This window comes from Kocuria sp. CPCC 205297 (assembly GCF_040981035.1).
Lineage (GTDB): Bacteria > Actinomycetota > Actinomycetes > Actinomycetales > Micrococcaceae > Kocuria > Kocuria marina.
Genome location: NZ_JAVKPY010000001.1, coordinates 155401 through 171891, shown reverse-complemented (window position 1 = coordinate 171891; position 16491 = coordinate 155401). Strand labels below are relative to the sequence as shown.

At 68.0% G+C, this 16491-nt stretch carries 15 protein-coding genes and 1 pseudogene; 9 read left to right on the top strand and 7 right to left on the bottom strand.

The genetic code is table 11. From position 1 onward, the window contains the following. Positions 1 to 39: 39 nt before the first annotated feature. Positions 40 to 1518 carry a sugar transferase gene (locus tag RF650_RS00840; RefSeq protein ID WP_368813847.1) on the bottom strand — a complete coding sequence of 493 codons (1479 nt, stop codon included), beginning with the start codon at positions 1516 to 1518 and terminating at the stop codon, positions 40 to 42. Positions 1519 to 2028: 510 nt separating this feature from the next. Here RF650_RS00840 and RF650_RS00835 point away from each other — a divergent pair. From RF650_RS00835 to RF650_RS00810, 6 genes are all read left to right on the top strand, one after another. Next, a complete protein-coding gene (locus tag RF650_RS00835) occupies positions 2029 to 2655 on the top strand; it encodes a 50S ribosomal protein L25/general stress protein Ctc (protein ID WP_368813846.1) in 627 nt (208 codons plus the stop codon). A 180-nt stretch (positions 2656 to 2835) separates the two neighbouring features. Continuing rightward, positions 2836 to 3420: an aminoacyl-tRNA hydrolase gene (gene pth / locus RF650_RS00830; RefSeq protein ID WP_368813845.1), complete on the top strand. Its 585-nt coding sequence runs from the start codon at positions 2836 to 2838 to the stop codon at positions 3418 to 3420. A gap of 174 nt (positions 3421 to 3594) precedes the next feature. Beyond that, on the top strand, positions 3595 to 4890 hold the full coding sequence (locus tag RF650_RS00825) for a SufS family cysteine desulfurase (protein WP_311253936.1): 1296 nt from the start codon (positions 3595 to 3597) through the stop codon (positions 4888 to 4890). Further along, positions 4887 to 5360: a Fe-S cluster assembly sulfur transfer protein SufU gene (gene sufU / locus RF650_RS00820; RefSeq protein ID WP_311253935.1), complete on the top strand. Its 474-nt coding sequence runs from the start codon at positions 4887 to 4889 to the stop codon at positions 5358 to 5360. Before RF650_RS00825 ends, sufU begins: the two co-directional genes overlap by 4 nt. Before the next feature lie 336 nt (positions 5361 to 5696). Then, entirely contained in the window at positions 5697 to 6026 is a 330-nt protein-coding gene (locus RF650_RS00815) for a transposase (protein WP_368813844.1), read from the top strand. After that, the gene (locus RF650_RS00810; protein ID WP_311253934.1) at positions 5938 to 6579 is read left to right on the top strand and encodes a transposase; all 642 of its coding nucleotides are present in this window, start codon (positions 5938 to 5940) and stop codon (positions 6577 to 6579) included. Before RF650_RS00815 ends, RF650_RS00810 begins: the two co-directional genes overlap by 89 nt. A 109-nt stretch (positions 6580 to 6688) precedes the next feature. On the opposite strand, the gene RF650_RS00805 is transcribed toward RF650_RS00810, so the two are convergent. Both RF650_RS00805 and RF650_RS00800 read right to left on the bottom strand, forming a co-directional pair. Then, complete coding sequence (locus tag RF650_RS00805) at positions 6689 to 6964, bottom strand: Na+/H+ antiporter NhaA (RefSeq protein WP_311253933.1); 276 nt, start codon at positions 6962 to 6964, stop codon at positions 6689 to 6691. Between the two features lie 79 nt (positions 6965 to 7043). Further along, a pseudogene (locus tag RF650_RS00800) lies at positions 7044 to 7211 on the bottom strand (Na+/H+ antiporter NhaA); the annotation flags it as partial. Positions 7212 to 7441: 230 nt separating this feature from the next. Here RF650_RS00800 and pth (RF650_RS00795) point away from each other — a divergent pair. After that, positions 7442 to 8029, top strand: a complete 588-nt coding sequence (gene pth, locus RF650_RS00795; RefSeq protein ID WP_368813843.1) for an aminoacyl-tRNA hydrolase — start codon at positions 7442 to 7444, stop codon at positions 8027 to 8029. A 76-nt stretch (positions 8030 to 8105) separates the two neighbouring features. Here the strand turns inward: pth (RF650_RS00795) and nhaA are convergent, their stop codons facing one another. After that, positions 8106 to 9398, bottom strand: coding sequence for a Na+/H+ antiporter NhaA (gene nhaA, locus RF650_RS00790; RefSeq protein WP_368813842.1), 1293 nt, complete (start codon positions 9396 to 9398; stop codon positions 8106 to 8108). 115 nt (positions 9399 to 9513) lie between these two features. Continuing rightward, on the bottom strand, positions 9514 to 10014 hold the full coding sequence (locus RF650_RS00785; RefSeq protein WP_367403539.1) for a DUF2505 domain-containing protein: 501 nt from the start codon (positions 10012 to 10014) through the stop codon (positions 9514 to 9516). A 137-nt stretch (positions 10015 to 10151) separates the two neighbouring features. Between RF650_RS00785 and RF650_RS00780 the strand changes: the two genes are divergently transcribed. Continuing rightward, entirely contained in the window at positions 10152 to 10979 is an 828-nt protein-coding gene (locus tag RF650_RS00780) for a sirohydrochlorin chelatase (RefSeq protein ID WP_368813841.1), read from the top strand. On the opposite strand, the gene RF650_RS00775 is transcribed toward RF650_RS00780, so the two are convergent. Beyond that, positions 10952 to 11800, bottom strand: a complete 849-nt coding sequence (locus tag RF650_RS00775) for a uroporphyrinogen-III synthase (RefSeq protein ID WP_131333265.1) — start codon at positions 11798 to 11800, stop codon at positions 10952 to 10954. The two genes, RF650_RS00780 and RF650_RS00775, sit on opposite strands and share 28 nt — an antisense overlap. Positions 11801 to 12058: 258 nt before the next feature. Between RF650_RS00775 and mfd the strand changes: the two genes are divergently transcribed. Further along, positions 12059 to 15817 carry a transcription-repair coupling factor gene (gene mfd, locus RF650_RS00770; protein ID WP_368813840.1) on the top strand — a complete coding sequence of 1253 codons (3759 nt, stop codon included), beginning with the start codon at positions 12059 to 12061 and terminating at the stop codon, positions 15815 to 15817. A 144-nt stretch (positions 15818 to 15961) separates the two neighbouring features. On the opposite strand, the gene RF650_RS00765 is transcribed toward mfd, so the two are convergent. Further along, positions 15962 to 16393 (bottom strand): hypothetical protein, encoded by a 432-nt coding sequence (locus tag RF650_RS00765; RefSeq protein ID WP_368813839.1) that lies wholly within the window; start codon positions 16391 to 16393, stop codon positions 15962 to 15964. Positions 16394 to 16491: the final 98 nt, after the last annotated feature.

Below are 16491 nucleotides of genomic sequence, written 5' to 3'. Positions count from 1 at the left end.
ACGATTGCATTTCGAGAAGAAATACTTCTGATTTCGACTTCAGTAGGCGCCTTCGGATGCGAAGACCGCACGCACGGTCCGCAGCATGATGATCAAGTCCTGCACCGGCGACCAGTTCTCCACGTAGTACAGGTCCAGGCGCACGGTCTGGTTCCAGTCGAGGTCCGAGCGACCGGAGACCTGCCACAGGCCAGTGATCCCGGGGCGCACACGCAAGCGGCGGTAGACGTGCTGCTCGTACTTGTCCACCTCGCTGGCCAGCGGCGGGCGGGGCCCCACGAGGGACATGCTGCCGTTGAGCACGTTGATGAACTGCGGCAGCTCGTCCAGGCTGAACCGGCGCATCCACTTGCCGGGTGCGGTCACGCGGGGATCATCCTTCATCTTGAAGAGCACGTCCCCCTGAGACTCATTGGCGGCCATCAGGGCGGCCTTGCGTTCCTCGGCGTCCGTGTACATGGAACGGAACTTGAGCATCCGGAACCGGGTGCCGTCAATCCCCACGCGCTCCTGCGCGAAGAACGCGGGACCGCCGTCGTGCGCCTTGATCAGGATGCCCAGCACGAGCATCACGGGGAAGAGGATGATCAGCGCGGCCATAGAGCCTGTGACGTCGATGATGCGCTTGACGATCTTCTTGGACCGGGTGAAACGCGGGGTGGCCACGTGGATCAGCGGCAGACCCACGAGCTGCTGGGTGTGGATCCGGGGGCCGGCCACGTCCGTGAGCCCGGTGTTCATGACCAGTCGGATCCGCTCGTCCGCGAGCGCCCAGCCCAGGTGGCGGATCTCAGTGGTGTTCAGGGGTACGGCGGCGGCCATCACGAGCGTCTCGATGTCGTGCTCGCGGCACGCCTGCATGATCCCCTGGACGCTCGGGCGTTCCTCCGGCGCGAGTGCGTTGACGGGTACCCGCACGGAGTGCAGGGACTGCGGCAGTTGGTGGTGCGAGGTGGGCATATAGACCGCCACGGGGTTGAACCCGGCGTCCGGGCGACTCTGCAGCTCTCCAACAAGTTCCACCGCCCCCGGGAAGCGACCCACCACCATGGTGCGGGACATGTTGAGCCCGTTCTTGCGCCGCTGCATGAGTTGATGCCGCGCCCACATGCGTCCTGCGAAAAGGGCCAGTGTGCCGAGAGGCAGCGCGATCAGGATGTACCCGCGCGCCGTGGGCACGTTGAAGGCGTAGGAGGCGATGGCGATCGCGGCGAACAACGTGAGCGAGGCCGTGACGAGCTGCTTTGCCTCCTCCGCGCCGTTACCGATCAGCCGCACACCGCGGGTGCCGCGCAGCTCGAGCCACAGCCACCACCCCACGGCCAGCAGCAGCCCCACGAGCCAGTAGGGCACGGGCAGCACGTCCACCTGCAGCAACCCCTGCAACCAGCCGAACCGCAGGGCCTGGGCCGCGGCGAGCGCGAGCACCAGGGACAAAGCGTCGTAGATCCTCAGTTCCGTCTGGTAGCTCTCGCGCCACGACAGGTGCTTGTGCTTCTGGCTTGCATGTTGGAACACGGTCGACGAACCTTCCCCCAAAACCGTTCGACGGCGAGACGCCCCACGCGCTCGCTCCGATGCGTGGACCGTTCCCAACGAGTCCCCGCACCGCGGTGTTCATCTCCCCCGAGATTTACGCCCGCTAATCAGTCAACATACTCTCTCACCTGCTCGAATATCCCCTGAGTTCATGAATCGGTACAGAATTGTGGACATGTGACGTCCTTGACGGGGCCGCGTCGTCGCCCGCTTGGGGGTCAAAGCCGGAGGCGGCGCCGGGGGTGGGGCACGTGCTATCGTGGGCCCGTTGCCAAGGCGAGGGGGCGGTCGTCCCGCCCCGTTATCGACGACGGCTTGTGGATCCTTACGATCCACCGCGACCGGTGAGTGCATCCCGAGCGGTGGGCGAGTGGGGTACCGCACCACGTCGGTCGTAACAACGTTCGGGACGCACGGTGCGAGCACCTCCACCGTGACTCGGACGGTCTGACGGTAACCAACCAGACCCACGATCGAAGGAGAACCGCCATGGTGGACGTCATCACCATTCCCGCGACCCTGCGCACCGAGTTCGGAAAGGGCTACTCCCGCCGCGTGCGCGCCAACGACCAGATCCCCGCCGTGATCTACGGCCACGGTGCCGAGCCGCTGCACGTGATCCTGCCGGGCCACGAAATGATGCTTGCGTCCCGTAACTCCAACGCCGTGCTCGAGATCGACGTGGACGGCGAGGGCCACCTCGCGATGATCAAGGACGTCCAGCGTCACCCCGTGCGCCCCGAGATCCTGCACATCGACCTGCTGACCGTGCGCCGCGGTGAGCGTGTCGAGGTCGAGATCCCCGTGACCGTCGAGGGCGAGGTCGCCGCGACCGCCGTGCACAACGTGGAGGAGAACGTCCTGCTCGTCGAGGCCGACGCGCTGAAGGTTCCTGAGAACGTCGTCGTGGACATCGAGGGCCGCGAGGCCGGCGAGCACGTCTACGCCGCGGACGTGACCCTGCCCTCCGGTGTCACGCTCGTGTCCGACCCCGAGCTGCTGGTCATCAACGTGTCCGAGCCCGTGGAGCAGGACCTGGGTGAGGAGCCGGAGACCGAGGACGCCGAGGGCGAGACCGCGCAGGAGTCGGCCGAGGAGTCCTCGGACGACGAGTGATCCGAGTGATCGCCGGTCCGTAACGGGTTGAGGCGATGTGATGAGCGGCGGCAAGCACCACGTGTGCCTGCCGCCGCCGTCGTCCCCGGGTCCGGACACGGGGGCGGCAACGAACAATCCGACACTCGATACGGTGCGGGACGAACGAGCGGGGCCCCCGCCCGGAAGAAGGGACACGAGATGACGCAGCGGACGCTGGTCGTGGGACTGGGCAACCCGGGGGGCCGCTACGCGGGGACCCGGCACAACATCGGTGCCATGGTCGTGGCCGAACTCGCGCAGCGCGCCAGCGTGAAACTCTCCGCCCACAAGGCGCGCGCCGCCGTGGCGGAGACCCGGATACGTCCGGGGGCGCCGCGACTCGTGGTGGCCCAGCCCTTGAGCTACATGAACGTCTCCGGGGGGCCTGTGAGCGCGCTGGCCAAGTACTACTCCCTGGGAGCGGACGAGCTCGTGGTGGTCCACGACGACGTTGACCTGCCCTTCGGTGCCGTCAAGCTCAAGCGCGGTGGTGGGGAGGGCGGTCACAACGGGCTGCGGGACATCACCAAGGCTCTGGGGACCAGGGATTACATCCGGGTTCGCGTGGGCGTGGGTCGACCCCCGGGACGCATGGATACCGCCGATTATGTGCTCAAGCGATTTTCCGGCGCGCAGGCCAAAGAACTGCCGCTGCTCGTCTCCGACGCCGCCGACGCCGTGGAAATGCTCAGCGAGCGGGGACTCACCGACACGCAACAGTACTTCCACGCCAGATTGTCCTGACACCGGGCCGGGTTCTCGCGTCCGGCCCGCGCCGGCCGGTGACACCGCGGACCCAGCCCATAGTGACGGTGGGCTCAACACTGCGTAATCACCATTCGTCACCGTGCTCGCACCGGACTACGGTCGAAATGCCCGCAGCGTTCGTCAAGGAGCGGAAGCTCGTAAGAAGGAGTCATGCCCACAACCCCCTTGGACAACGAGCAGGTCTTGAGGCTGAAGCAGGATTTCCCGCTGCTCACCGAATCGCAGGTGGCGGGTCATCCGCTGGTGTACCTAGACACCGGTGCCACCTCCCAGGTGCCCCTGGCGGTCGCTGACGCGGAACGCGACTTCACTCTGCATCATCGTGCAGCAGTCCACCGCGGCGCCCACACGCTGGCCGTCGAGGCCACGGATCTCTTCGAGGACGCACGGGCCACGATCGCGCACTTCGTGGGTGCGGACCCTTATTCACTGGTCTGGACCTCCAACGCCACCGAGGGGCTGAACCTGCTCAGTTACGCGATGTCCAACGCGACCGCAGGTTCCAATGGTTCCGAGAACGCGGAGCGGTTTCGAGTGGGGCCCGATGATGAGATCGTCACGACCCAGGCGGAGCACCACGCGAATTTGATCCCGTGGCAGGAACTGGCAGCCCGCACGGGTGCGAGCCTGCGCGTGGTTCCCGTGGACGCGCGCGGTCTGATCACGCCCCAGGCGGTTGCCGACACAGTCTCGGAGCGCACCAAGCTCGTCGCGTTCACTCACGTGTCCAACGTGACCGGTGCGATCACGGATGTGCAGGCCATCGTGGGGGAGGCCCAAAAGATCGGCGCGCTCACGGTTCTCGATGCGTGCCAATCCGTGCCGCACATGCCCATAGATTTTCCCGCGCTCGGCGTGGACTTCGCCGTGTTCTCCGCGCACAAAATGCTGGGTCCCACGGGCATCGGCGCGCTCTACGGTCGCCACGAGTTGCTCAATGCGCTGCCCACGTTCCTCACCGGCGGCTCCATGATCACCGAGGTCACCACCGAGCATGCTCGCTATCTGGACTCGCCCGTCCGCTTCGATGCCGGTACCCAGCGCATCAGCCAGGCCGTCGCCTGGGCTGAGGCCGTGCGATACCTGCAGGCGATCGGCATGGACCGGATTGAGGCGTGGGAGGCCGAACTCGGCCGCCAGTTGGCACGAGGTGTCACCGAGATCGACGGCGTTCGTCTCCTCGGTCCCGAACCCGGGATGGAGCGCGTGGGCCTGGTCAGCATTGACGTGGCCGGGGTGCACGCGCACGATGTGGGTCAGCTCTTGGATGCCGCGGGAATTGCCGTGCGCGTTGGTCACCACTGCGCCCAGCCGCTCCACCGCGAATTGGGCCTCACGGCCAGCACACGCGCAAGCACGTATTTGTACAACACCACCGACGACGTCGATCGCTTCCTCGACGAGCTTTCGCGTGTTCGCGGCTACTTCCGGGCGGAGGGCGCATGAGCGCTGAATTGGACCAGCTGTACCAGACCATCATTTTGGAGCACTCGCACAAGCGCAGTGGGGAGGCGGGCCAGGACGTTTCATCCGCTGGTGAGCGCAGCGGAGTGTCGCATCAGTACAACCCCACGTGCGGTGATGAAATCACCGTGCGGGTGACGGTGACAGGCGGGGAGACCCCCACGGTGGAGGCCGTGGAGTGGAACGGCGAGGGCTGCTCGATTTCCATGGCGGCGGCGTCGGTGTTAGCGGAAACGGCACCGGGAATGAGCCTGCCCGAGCTGGACACGTTGATGGAGCACTTCCGTGACATGCTGCGGTCGCGTGGCCAGGTGACTCCGGATGAAGAGATCCTGGGCGACGCCGCTGCTTTCGCGGGGGTGTCCAAGTTCGTGGCGCGCGTGAAGTGCGCGATGCTCAGCTGGGTGGCCGTCGAGGACGCCGTGAAGCACGCGGCGTCCAAGACCGTCTAAACGGTATCTAGTGACCCGTCTGTCGCGGAGGGGTTGCGGGCCGGGGCCTCCCTCACAGAGATTCCTGGGTTACCGGACATGCCCGGCCTGTCCAACAGTTGTGGGAGGCCCCGGTGTTTACAGAGCGTACGAGCGTAGGGCTGGATGTGCACGCCCGATCGGTAGGGGCAGCAGCCATCGACGGGGTGACCGATGAACTACTCCAGGCCCGGCTGACTTCAGATCACGATCACATTCGGTCCTGGATACGCCAGCTGCCCGGGCCGGTGGCGGTGACCTACGAGGCCGCCCCATCGGTTTCGGGTCATCTCGGGTGTTGAACGCAGACGGGATCCGGTGTGTGGTGGCGGCCCCTCGAAGCTGCAACGGACTTTTGGGGACCGGGCGAAAACTGATGCGAAGGACGCGGTGCACCTGGCCTGGTTGCTGCGTTTGGAGGAGGTCACTGGCGTGGTGGTGCCGTCGGTGGAACAAGAAGTCGCCCAGGATCTGGTACGGGCCCGGGAGGGCTGCCGTTCAGATCTGATGCGCGCCCGCCACCGGGTCTCGAAGCTGCTGCTACATCATGGGATCGTCCATGAAGGTGGGGCAGGCTTGGACCGGGGCCCATCACGCGTGGCTGGCCCGCCAGTACTTGGGATCCCCGGCCACGCGGATGGCTTTTGATGCCGAGCACGAGACGGTTCTGGCCACTGCGGGCCGCCGTGACCGACTGGATCAAGTGATTACCCAGATGGCCGCCGAGTCCCAATTCGCCGAGGTCGTCCACCGGCTGGGGTGCTTGCGCGGGATCTCCACACTGGCCGGCTTCGGACTGGCCGTGGAGATCGGGGACTGGCACCGCTTCACCGGTAACACCATCGGGGCCTTCGTCGGGCTGGTGCCCTGCGAGCACTCCTCCGGAGCCAGCAGAGCACGAGGACCGATCACCAAGACCGGTAACACCCATGCCTGGCGGCTGCTGGTCGACGCAGCCTGGCACCACCGCCGGGCATACTGCATCGGCAAGATCATGCGGGACCGCTGGGACCTGGCCCCGGCTGCGGCTCGGGCCCGCGGCGATGCCAGCAACCGCAGATTGCGCAACCGCTGGGTTCGGATGCTTGAACGGAAGAGGCGCTCCACGATCGCTAACGCGGCTATCGCACGGGAGCTGGCCGGGTGGTGCTGGTCCTTGGCCGTGATGGATGAGCAGATGGGCGGGGCCGCCACCGGATAGGTCTCCCGCCCCTACAAGCCGTCCCGCCGGTGGTCCCGGGAGGTAGCGCGTGGAGCGACCCGCGATACAACTATGAGCAGCAGCACGACGTTCCTGTTGCGGTGCCACGTCAGTTGTCGTAGACGCCCGGATCCACGCCGTGGGTCCGGATTTTCTTGTACGTGGCGTTGCGGGTCAGCAGCATGATGCCACCCATGACGGCGGCCAACATGGAGCCGAACAGAATTCCCGCCTTGGCGTGGTCTTTGTGGGGGCTGCCGGTGCCGAAGCTCAGCTCGGCCACGAGCAGGGACACCGTGAAGCCGATACCGGCCACGACCGACATGCCGAACATGTCGGTCCAGGTGTAGTCGTTGTCCTTGACCGCTGGGCTGAACCGGTCCATGAGCCATGGATGCGCCGAAGATCCCCACGGGTTTACCGATCAGCAGACCGGCCACGATACCCAGCGCCACGGGATCAGTGGCTGCGGACTTGATGCCCTCGATGCCGTCCACGGCGACGCCGGCGGATAAGAACGCGAAAATGGGGATGACCAGGCCGTTGGATAGCGGGCGGAAACGATGCTCGAGGGCCGGGGCCAGGCCCATCTCGGGGTCCTCGTGACGGATGACTCGGGGAGTGGTCTTCATGACGGGCACCATGAACCCCAGCAAAACACCGGCAATGGTGGGTAGGCAGGGCCGAGCCCACGACCACCAGGACGGCCACAGTGCCGAGTGATGAGCGGCGGCAAGCACCACGTGTGCCTGCCGCCGTCGTCGTCCCCGGGTCCGGACACGGGGGCGGCAACGAACAATCCGACACTCGATACGGTGCGGGACGAACGAGCGGGGCCCCCGCCCGGAAGAAGGGACACGAGATGACGCAGCGGACGCTGGTCGTGGGACTGGGCAACCCGGGGGGCCGCTACGCGGGGACCCGGCACAACATCGGTGCCATGGTCGTGGCCGAACTCGCGCAGCGCGCCAGCGTGAAACTCTCCGCCCACAAGGCGCGCGCCGCCGTGGCGGAGACCCGGATACGTCCGGGGGCGCCGCGACTCGTGGTGGCCCAGCCCTTGAGCTACATGAACGTCTCCGGGGGGCCTGTGAGCGCGCTGGCCAAGTACTACTCCCTGGGAGCGGACGAGCTCGTGGTGGTCCACGACGACGTTGACCTGCCCTTCGGTGCCGTCAAGCTCAAGCGCGGTGGTGGGGAGGGCGGTCACAACGGGCTGCGGGACATCACCAAGGCTCTGGGGACCAGGGATTACATCCGGGTTCGCGTGGGCGTGGGTCGACCCCCGGGACGCATGGATACCGCCGATTATGTGCTCAAGCGATTTTCCGGCGCGCAGGCCAAAGAACTGCCGCTGCTCATCAGTGACGCCGCCGACGCCGTGGAAATGCTCAGCGAGCGAGGACTCACCGACACGCAACAGTACTTCCACCCGAGCAACCCGGCCTGACCGTCCGTCACGAGTAACGCGCCCGCTCCCCGGATCGGGGGAGCGGGCGCGTCTCCTGTGCAGCGGTGTGTGGGCGTCAGTCCAGGGTGTCCGGGTCGTGGCCGGCCGCGCGCATCGCCTTGTACTTCTTGTTGCGCGTGGCCACGAGAGTGCCACCGATCAGCGCGGCGAGCAGGGAACCGCACAGGATGCCCACCTTGGCGTGGTCGCCGTGGGGGCTGCCCTCTCCGAAGCTCAGTTCGCCCACGAGCAGGGACACCGTGAACCCGATGCCCGCGACGATCGTCATGCCGAACATGTCGAACCACGTGTAGTCCCGGTCCTTCTCCGCGGATGTGAAACGGTCCATGAGCCACGCGGCACCGAAGATGCCGATGGGCTTGCCGAGCAGTAGACCGGCCACGATGCCCAGGGCCACCGGGTCCGTGGCGGCGGAGGTCACACCGTCCCAGCCGCCCACGGCCACACCCGCCGAGAAGAACGCGAACACGGGGATCACGAAGCCGTTGGACAGCGGACGGAAGCGGTGTTCGAGCGCGGGCGCCAACCCCATCCGCGGGTCCTCCTGACGGATGATGCGCGGCTTCTGCTTGAGCACGGGGACCATGAAGCCCAGCAGCACGCCCGCGATCGTGGCGTGGATCCCGGACTCGTAGACCAGCCACCACGTCACCACACCGATGGGCAGCAGGATGACCCACGCGGCCCAGTGCCGGGCCATGAACCACCCCATGAACTTGTGGGTGAGGAACCAGTACAGTGCCAGCAGCACCGCGGCCCCGCCCAGGAACGGGAAGTTCACGCTCTCGGTGTAGACGAACGCAATGATCGCGATCGCGATGAGGTCGTCCACGACCGCCAGGGTCAACAGGAACGTGCGCATGGCCACGGGAAGGGACGAACCCACGACCGCGAGCACCGACACCGCAAAGGCGATATCCGTGGCGGTGGGGATCGCCCAGCCGTGCAGCGCGGTGCGCTCCGAACCGGCGGCCAGGTTGACCCCCAGGAAGATCAACGCGGGAACGAGCACGCCGCCGCACGCGGCCACGACCGGCAGGATCGCCTTACGGATGTTGTGCAGTTCCCCGTCCACGAACTCGGCCTTCAACTCCAACCCCGTGAGGAAGAAGAAGATCGCGAGCAGCCCGTCCGAGGCCCAGTGCCCCACGGTGTGCTGCAGCCCGGCCACACTCGGGCCCACCTCGGTGTCACGCAGCCCGAAGTAGACCTCCCCCCACGGGGAATTGGCGATCACGAGGGCCAACACCATGGCGATCAGAAGGAAGAGACCGCCGGTGGTGTCCCGGCGCAGGAAATTCGTGAAGGATCCACCGGAACCGGAGGACGTCTGCGTGTCTGTGCTCAAGACAAGGAACTCCCGTCACGTGGTTCACGGGTGAACCGCGGTTGTCGAATAGGACGAAGGATGGCCGGGCGGGCATCAATGGTGCCCGCCCGGCCATCCTAGACCCGCGAGGCGCTCAGTTCTTGATGATCCACGCCTCGGCCTGGCGGGCCTGCAGGGTCAGGGCCTTGCCGATGTAGGGCTCGGCGGCCGCGGCGATCTTCTTGCCCACGAGCGGGATGTTGGCCTGCACCTCACCGGTGACGTCCACCGAGGTCTCGTTCTCACCCAGGGGCTTGATGGTCTGGTGCGCGGTGGCTCCCACGGGCAGACCGGCCACTTTGATCTCGGTGCGCACGGTACGGGTACCGTCCGCGGCGGGGGCGCCGTACGTGTCCACCTGGGTGAGCTTCACCCCGCCCTTGACGAACTTCTGCGCCACGTCCGGCAGCTTGTCCGAGCCCATGCTGCGCACGGTGGTCGCCGTGAACGCCGTGGAGGTGTCCCCGTTGACCTCGAAGGACTCGAACTGCGTTCCGGCCAAGGCGCTCACGTGACGGACGAAGGCCTCGTCCACGAACGTGGCCAGGACGGTGTCCACGGGGGCCTTGATGGTGGTGGAAGCGTTGACGGACATGGTGCTCCTCAGGGTCGTCGCCGAATCGTCGGTTTCCGCGCGCCATGGGACACGGTGCGCGGGCTGCCCTCATCCTAGTCATCGGTCCCGCGACCGCGGCCTCCCGGATGCGCCGCGCAAGCCGGGAAACCGGCACAATGGACTGTGTGAACCCGCATCCCGCCTCCGCTCCCGTCCTGCTCGCGTGCGCCCACGGGACCCGCGACGAGCGGGGACAACGCGCCGTCGCCGCCCTGGTCGAGCAGGTGCGTGCGGCCCTTCCCGAGGTGGACGTGGTGGACACGTGGGTGGACGTCCAGGAACCCGACCTGGTGGCGCGCACCCGGGAACACGCCGAGCACCCCGCGGTGGTCGTGCCGCTGTTGCTCTCCGCCGGGTACCACGTGTTCGTGGACATGGCCCGGGCCGTCCAGTCCTCACCACAGCACGTCGTGGCCGCGGCACTGGGCCCCGACCGGCGCCTGGCGGGCGTGATGGCCCGGCGGCTCACCGAGGCGCTCGACGCCGCGGGCGCACCCGGTCTCGCACCGGCCGATCGCGTGCTCATGGTCGCGGCGGGATCCTCCGATCCCCGTTCGCGGGACGATTGCGAGCTCATGGCCCGATACCTCGGCGATGCACTGGGCACGCCCGTGACGGCCGCCTACCTCTCAGCGGCGCGGCCCTCGGTTCCCGATGCCGTGGCCGCCGCGCGCGCGGAGCTCGGTCAACACTCCGAACGGCCCGGCTCCCACGGTCGAGCATCGCGCCCGTACGCAGCGCAGAGCTCGGAAACCACGCCAGCCGATGCCGGGCGCGTGCTGCTCGTCCCGTACCTCCTGGCGCCGGGCTTCTTCCACGGTCGCGTCCTCACGGCCGGCGGCGACGTCGTGGCCGAGCCGCTACTCGTCCACCCCGGATCGGTGCCCCCGGAACTCATGGAGCTCACTGTGGAGCACTACCGCGAGGCGGCCTCCCGCGCGTGATCGCACACGGCCTTGACCATGGCCCCCAGGCGGAACCGCTCGGGCACCACGGCGTTCGTGATGCCCGCTTCCTCGAGCGGTTGTACACACACCGGCCCGATCGCCACCGCGGTGCACCGGCCCTCGCGTAATGCGCCCACCAACTCGTCGTACGCGCCCACCGAGCGAGCGGCGTCGAACAGCGCGTCCACGGCGGGCGCGGCGGTGAACGTGACGTAGTCGATCTCCCCGGCCACGACGTCGCGCACGAGCCCGGCCAGTCGGGAACCCTCGTCCGCGGACTCCCACTGATAGGGCGCCACCACGCGCACCGCGATCCCACCCGCGCGCAACCGCTCGAGCTGCTCCTCGTCCGTGGTGCCGTGCACCTGCACGGTCACGGTCGCGGGGCGCTGCGCCGCGGGATCCCCCGCGAGCACGCGGCCCACGAGTTCCGCGGTGCGCCCGGACGCACCCGTGTACGCGCACGTCACGCCCTTGGCCTGCAACTGCCCCCGGGCCTTCGCTCCGCGTGCCATGACGACGACGCCGCGCAGCGTCTTCAGCAGCTCGTCACCCAGCCCTTCCTGCTCGGCCACGCGCAGCCACCGGTCGAAGCCGTAGCCCGTCGTGACGAGCACGGCGTCCGGGGGAGTCGCGATCGTCTCGCGCACGGTGGCCAACACGGCGTCGTCCTCGTCCACCGGGGCGAGCTTGAGCGCGGGCGCGTGGAGCACACGTGCCCCGTGGCGTTCGAACGCCCCGCCCTGCTCGGCGGCGCGGCGATGCGCGGTCACGGCCACGGTCAGTCCGGTCAGGGCGGGGTGCTCAGCTGTTGTCATGTCTCCAGGGTACGAGCGGGCCGCCCGGTGCGAGTCCGGCCGTGGGAACGGGTGTCGGGTCCGCGCGCTCGCGTACGGGGCTGACCTCGCGTGAGTCCGGCCGACCCGGTGCACTTCTTGCGAGGGCATGTTCCGGACGGGGCGCCCGCGGGGGATCGTGTCCGACGTCCCGAGTAGGCTGTAGCGCGTTCCGTCGCGCCCGTCATGGGCGCGGGGCCACAGGTCCCGATCACCGCACCCACCAGGAGTCAGCCACCCATGTCCCTGACCGGTCTGCTCACCGCGCTCTCCGAGGACCGCAGCTTCGCGAACATCCGCGCGCAGGCCGCCCGGCCGCTCACGGAACGCTCCGCCGAGACGATCATCAGCGCGACCGACGGCTTGCGCGCGCCGGTGCTCGCGCAGATCGCGCGGGGGCTCGCGGACGGGGCCGGGGCAGCGTCGTCGTCCGACGGGGCCAAGGGCGGTTCCTCGGGGTCCACCCCGATCCTGCTTGCCGTGACCGCCACGGGACGTGAGGCCGAGGAACTGCAGTCGGGGCTCGAGTCCTACGTGCCCGCCGAGCAGATCGCGAATTTCCCGTCCTGGGAGACCCTGCCGCACGAACGACTCTCGCCGCGCTCGGACACCGTGGGTCAGCGATTGAGCGTGCTGCGGCGCCTGGACCACGTGCAGGACGGGGAACAGCCGCTGCGCGTGGTCGTGGCGCCGGTGCGTTCGGTGCTGCAGCCCGTGGTCGCCGGGCTGGGTGCCATGAAACCGGTGACGCTGCGCACGGGCCAGGAGTACGACTTCCAGCAGCTCGTGGCACGTCTTGCCGGGGCAGCGTATTCGCGCGTGGACATGGTGACCCGCCGTGGTGAGTTCGCGGTGCGCGGTGGGATCATCGACGTCTTCCCGCCCACCGAGGACCACCCGGTGCGCGCGGAGTTCTTCGGGGACGAGCTCGACGAGATGCGGTGGTTCGCGGTCGCGGACCAGCGCACGCTGACCGATGCCGAACACCCGTCCGTGATCGTGGCGCCGCCGTGCCGCGAACTGCTCATCACCCCGTCGGTGCAGTCGCGCGCCGCCAAGCTCAAGGAACAGCTGCCGGGTGGGCGCGAGATCCTGGAGCGTATTGCTGGCGGGCAGTACGTGGAGGGCATGGAATCGCTCGCGCCACTGCTCGCGGACGAGATGGTCCAGCTCATGTCCCTGCTGCCCGAAGGCTCCATGACCGTGGTGCTCGAACCCGAGAAGGTCCGGGCCCGCGCGCACGACCTCGTGGCCACCAACCAGGAGTTCCTCACGGCCGCGTGGGAGTCCGCCTCGGGCGGCAACGACGCCCCGCTGGACCTGCACGCCGCGCTCGACGCCGACGACGGCGCGTCCCGCACGCTCGCCGCCGGGTCCTTCCACACCGTGGGGGAGGTCCGGGAACTCGCGCTCGACCGGTGGGTGGGGTGGTGGTCCGTCACGGGGCTCAACGTCAACGCCGTGACGACCTCCCAGATCGACGCCGACACCGCGGACGAGGAGGTCCGGCTCGCGGACACCGACGCCGACACCCTGACCGTCACGGCGCGCGAACCCACCCGGTTCTCGGGGGACGTGGAGGCCATGCTGCGCTTCCTGGGGGAGCGCATGCACGACGACTGGCGGGTCGTGCTCGTCACGGACGGCCCCGGACCGCTGCAGCGGCTGAGCGAGCTGCTGCACGGGGCGGAGATCCCCGCCGCCCGGTGCGACAGCCTCACGGAGGTGCCCCGGGCCGGTCTCGTGGAACTGACCACGGCCCGCGCCGGACGCGGGTTCGTCATCGAGTCCACGCGCACCGCCCTGCTGACCGAGGCGGACGTGCTCGGGCGTTCCACCGCCTACGACAACCGGGCGCAGCGCAAACTGCCGCAGCGGCGCAAGCGCAACCAGGTGGACCCCCTGGCCCTGCAGAAGGGCGACTACGTGGTGCACGAGCAGCACGGGATCGGGCAGTTCATCGAACTCGTGCAGCGACCGATCGCCGGGGCCATGACCGCCCCGGGTCAACCCAAGCCCGTGCGCGAGTACCTCGTGCTCGAGTACGCGCCGTCCAAGCGCAACGGTCCCCGGGACCGGTTGTTCGTGCCCACGGAGCAGCTCGACCAGGTGAGCACGTACGTGGGCGGGGAAGCGCCGTCGTTGTCCAAGATGGGTGGCGCGGACTGGAACAAGACCAAGCGCAGCGCCAAGAAGGCCGTCAAGGAGATCGCCAACGAACTGATCCGGCTGTACTCGGCGCGCATGGCGTCCAAGGGCTACGCGTTCGGCCCGGACACCCCGTGGCAGCGCGAACTCGAACAGGCCTTCCCGTACGTGGAGACCCCGGATCAGCTCACCACGATCGACGAGGTCAAGGCGGACATGGAACGGCCCATCCCCATGGACCGGTTGATCTCCGGGGACGTGGGCTACGGCAAGACCGAGGTCGCGGTGCGCGCGGCGTTCAAGGCCGTGCAGGACGGCAAACAGGTGGCCGTGCTCGTGCCCACCACGTTGCTCGCCCAGCAGCACACCGAGACCTTCGCCGAACGCTTCTCGGGCTTCCCGGTGCGCCTGGCCACGCTGTCCCGGTTCCAGAGCGCCAAGGAGTCCAAGGCCACGCTCGAGGGACTGCGCTCCGGCGCGATCGACGTCGTCGTCGGGACCCACCGACTGCTCTCCAAGGAGACCCAGTTCAAGAACCTGGGCCTGGTGATCATCGACGAGGAACAGCGTTTCGGCGTGGAGCACAAGGAGAAGCTCAAGGCCATGCGCACGGACGTGGACGTCCTGGCCATGTCCGCGACCCCCATCCCGCGCACGCTGGAGATGTCCATGACGGGCATCCGTGAGACCTCCACGCTCGCGACCCCGCCCGAGGAACGCCACCCCGTGCTCACGTACGCGGGGCCCTACACGGACAAGCAGGTCTCCGCGGCCATCCGGCGTGAGCTCATGCGCGAGGGCCAGGTGTTTTTCATCCACAACCGTGTGTCCTCGATCGAGGCGCAGGCCAAAGCGCTCGCCGAACTCGTCCCCGAGGCGCGGATCGCGGTGGCCCACGGGCAGATGAGCGAGTCGCGCCTGGAGCAGATCATCGTGGACTTCTGGGAGAAGAAGTTCGACGTCCTGGTGTGCACCACCATCGTGGAAACGGGCCTGGACATCGCCAACGCCAACACGCTGATCGTGGACCACGCGGACCGCTACGGGCTGTCGCAGCTGCACCAGTTGCGCGGTCGCGTGGGCCGTGGGCGTGAACGTGCCTACGCCTATTTCCTGTACCCCACGGAGAAACCGCTCAGCGAGACGGCACTGGAACGGCTCAAGGCCGTGGCCGCCCACAACGAGCTCGGCTCGGGCTTGCAATTGGCCATGAAGGACCTCGAGATCCGCGGCGCGGGCAACCTGCTGGGCGGGGAACAGTCCGGACACATCGCGGGCGTGGGCTTCGACATGTACCTGCGGCTCGTGGGGGAGGCGGTGGCCGAGTACCGCGGCGACCAGGACACGGGTCCCGCCGAGATGAAGATCGAGCTGCCCGTCAACGCCCACCTCCCGCACGACTACGTGCCCGGTGAGCGCTTGCGGCTCGAGGCGTACCGCACGATCGCGAACGCCGCCACGGAAGAAGCCGTCGCGGAGGCCGGCGAGGAACTCAAGGACCGTTACGGCCCGCTACCCACCCCGGTGGAGAACCTGCTCGACGTCGCCCGGCTGCGGATCCGGGCGCGCGCCGCGGGTCTCACGGACGTGGCCACCCAGGGCACCATGATCCGGTTCTCGCCGGCCGAGCTCACCGAGTCCCGCGAGATGCGCCTGACTCGGATGTACCCGGGCGCGCAGGTGAAGTCGGTCCCGGGGGCGGACACCCGCATGGCGCTGATCCCCAAACCCAAGACCGCGCGGATCGGGGGCAAGGACCTCGTGGACGGGGAGATCCTCGCATGGGCACGGGACGTGCTGGACGCGATCTTCCCTCCGGTACAGGCACCTACGGAGGAGGTCTCGCAGTAGGGATAGCGCGGCCCCGTCCGGGCGCCGCCTCGCTCGGGTACTGACTCACCCCGGGTACCTTGGCGCGGCGTCGTCGCAGGTCCCCACATGGAAACAGCCCCGCTCATCCGGGTGGACGAGTGGGGCTGTCGTGGATGTGATGCGTCAGTGGCTCACGTTGTCCTGGCGCTGACTCGCTCCAATGGGCTGGCGGGCCATCTCGGAGGCGTCGCGCGGGAGGTCCAGGGTAACTGCCTTGCCACCCGTGGAGTGCTTGGCGGTGCTGCCGTTGAGGATCGTGGTGGGGACCATGAGGGCCAGGCCGTAGGCCAGGATCCCGAGCAGGAACAGCAACCAGCTGTCCGGGTAGGACGCGAAGAGGTAAAGGCTCACCAGGATGGTGATGAAACCGCCGCCGAAGAGGATGGCGTTCTTCACGACGCCATCCTGGCCAGAGTACTGCGGCTTGCGGCGGGACGCGGAATCGTGGTCGGAGCGGGCGGCCCGGTGGTCCTCGGTCACCGCGTGGCTGCCATCCTCCACCGTGCGCCCAGCGGAGTACTGATCGCTCGTGTGTGTTTCGGCTCTTCTGACCATGAGTTCACCCTTTCAGACCGCCGCGGCGGGCCCATTACGTTCCTGAGCCCAGTCTAGTGCCTGGGACCGGAACTTGCCGACATTCCGTCGATATCGAG